This window comes from Epilithonimonas hispanica (assembly GCF_003385395.1).
Classification (GTDB): domain Bacteria; phylum Bacteroidota; class Bacteroidia; order Flavobacteriales; family Weeksellaceae; genus Epilithonimonas; species Epilithonimonas hispanica.
The window spans coordinates 1-2664 of sequence record NZ_QNUG01000094.1; the positions used below are offsets into that span (position 1 = coordinate 1).

Annotated in this window: 2 protein-coding genes; both read right to left on the reverse strand. The window is 35.7% G+C overall.

What is annotated here, in order from left to right:
* Window positions 1–2020, reverse strand: a 2020-nt coding sequence (locus DRF58_RS17870) for an HsdM family class I SAM-dependent methyltransferase (RefSeq protein ID WP_245955603.1), incomplete at its 3' end; no start/stop codon positions are given.
* Window positions 2017–2664 (reverse strand): hypothetical protein (locus DRF58_RS17875; protein ID WP_116037297.1); only part of this gene is annotated, 648 nt, incomplete at its 5' end. The genes DRF58_RS17870 and DRF58_RS17875, both read right to left, overlap by 4 nt.

Below are 2664 nucleotides of genomic sequence, written 5' to 3' on the forward strand. Positions count from 1 at the left end.
CTGAAAACGATGTCGGCTTTGTGATTAGATCTTCGCGCAGTTTTTCATACTTGCTAATTTCATTCGTAATTGTGGGAGATTTAAACTTGATGTTATTGAATTTAGAAAGTACCAGTTCAATTTTTTCTTGAGTTTCTATTACATTTACTTCATTTTCATTTTGGTTTTCAATCCTCGTAGAATCTTCGATTTCTGTATTTCCTTTTTTGGGTACAGAAACTTTATTTTCAACTTTAGCTTCTTCCTCTAAAAACAAATCTTCAAACAGATTTCCGATCCGTTGGGTTTCTATCCTATTTTTAAACTGGTCAATCTTAAATAAAGCTTCATCTAAATTTCCGCGAATATATTTTTCTAATCGCCCGAACCGGTTGGTTTTCTCTCGGGTTTCACCCAAAATTCTTGCTGGGTTATCATCGAAATAATTAGAAATATCAGTAGAGATATTTTGAGTGTTTTTTCTTAGAATGATAATGTCGGTTCCGATTTGTGTTCCTGCAAAAGCTCCATTGGGTAAGCGGAAACCTTCCAGAATATTGGCATTTTTTAAATTGCTTCGACGGTTCAGCCAAGATGATGGAAGTACCATTGCCAAAACTCCATTAGGTTTTAGTGAATCCAAAGACCGTTTAACGAAATAATCTTCGTATTTTGAAATTTTAGGCTCCTCTCCCAACCCCTTGTAAAGTCCCCGATGTTCACCATAGGGCGGATTCCCGATGACCAAATCATACTTTTCTGAAAAATCTTTTGAGTCTTTTCTATTACCTCGATCATCAATAAATTCAGTTTCAAACGAACGAAGATTAATGTCCGCCTCGGGATGTAGAATTTTGGCAATTTTTGCGGTGGTCTCGTTGATTTCAAAACCTGTAATTTTAGAATTTACAGATAATCGGTGAGTAGCATAAATGAAATTTCCGGTTCCAATACTAGGTTCTAAAATAGAAATTTCTTTTTGGGTTTTGAAATGGTCTTTGATTAAATTACGGACGGCATCAACGATTTTATCCTGCGTGTAGTATTCATCTAAAATCCCTCTACCCTCTTTTGAAGTTCCACCACTTTGGAATTGGTTGCAGATTACTTTTAAATTATCAGTGATGTTAAGATTTTCCTTTAGAAAGATTTTGTGGTCGTCAGAAACAAAACAAGCTGCGGAAACCAATTCTGCAACTTGTTCATTATTCAGTTTTCGGTCTTTATATCTTGAAATGAGAGCATCAAGCTCTACATAATTTGTTGAATTTTCGCTTACCTCGGAAAATCTTCCTTCGGATCTTCGTCTATCGGATACAGGTCTCCCGGATATGATTCCGCCCAAGGAATGTTCTCTTCCCTCATTTTTTTGAGCATTTTTCGATTGTGTTCCACCATCGGATCCTCTTTCTCGGTCTCTGTTTCCCAAATTGCTCCGCTCTGTGCCTGCAAGTCCATTTCCAGCATTGTTGCTGCCCAATGATTGTCCGCTTCCGTAACTTCCGATTTGCTCGGATTGGTTTTTTGAGCCAAGTTCTCCAGTGTGTTGTTCAGGTGTTCCGTTTCCCACTTGCTGAGAATCGGATGTTCTTCCGGATTCAATTGCATTGCTTTCATTTTCAGAAATTTTTGGTTCAACTAAATTAGTATTTTTATCTTGACGATTGAGTTTATTGTCTAAATATTCGCTTAGGTCTTGATTCCCATTTTCAGAAATTTCATACAACGGACGAACGTCTTTGATATTTTTGCCATTAAATTCTGTAAGAATTTTCATGGTTATTGCATTTCCCGTTCTGTCCCCGGTAAGACAAAGAAACATTTTACCATCATAATTCTGATATCTATTGAGGAACTTTTTGCTATTTGAACCGGAATTAAGCGTAATCAATGTTCTATTATTGACTTTCTTATTCATTTGAAGAAGCTCCAAGAATGAAAGCATATCCTTACTGTTTGTGAAAACAATAAGTTCCTTTTTATTTCCTTCAACTACAGAAATGTCATCATTTATCTCATTAAAAAAATCTTCATCTTTCACTTTTTTCTGTTTTTTATGAAGTGGTTAAATTCAAAAATTTCTTTGGCTTCACTGTCCCAGTTTTTCCTTGATATTAATTGAAGCGTCACGAATATGTCCGTCTTTTTATTGTAAGAATCAATCCTTTCGAGCCTTCCGTGGTAGTCATTTTCCGCGTGTTTGTAAATAGAGTACGGTAAGATAGTATCGGTCGGATAAATGTAAAACCGGGTGTACATCCAAGGTGAGTTGATTTCAAACCGTTTGTATTTTTTCTTAAACAAAACCGTATCACTAAGATTCTTTCTGTTTCTGTAATTGGGGATTTTTTCCTGAGAAAACAATGTTCCTACTTTTTTCTCTTCAACCGAAAGCGGCTTTTGTTTCTTTATGATGTCTGACAGAATAATTTTGCCGGGATTTTCATCTTCAATGGTATAGCACAATGAATCTTTAATGAAATAAATCTGTTGGGTTATTTCGGGAGCATCAGCATCCGGAATCCTTTCTATAATAGAATCTCCCGAATAATTAAGGCTTGACAAATGAAAACTTTGGATTTTGTCCAGATTTTTGGAAACATCAAAATATACATTGGAGACAACATCGATTCCTCCTTTTTCGGATTTGATTTCTTTGTGGCAGGAAGTGCTTACAAAAAGAAA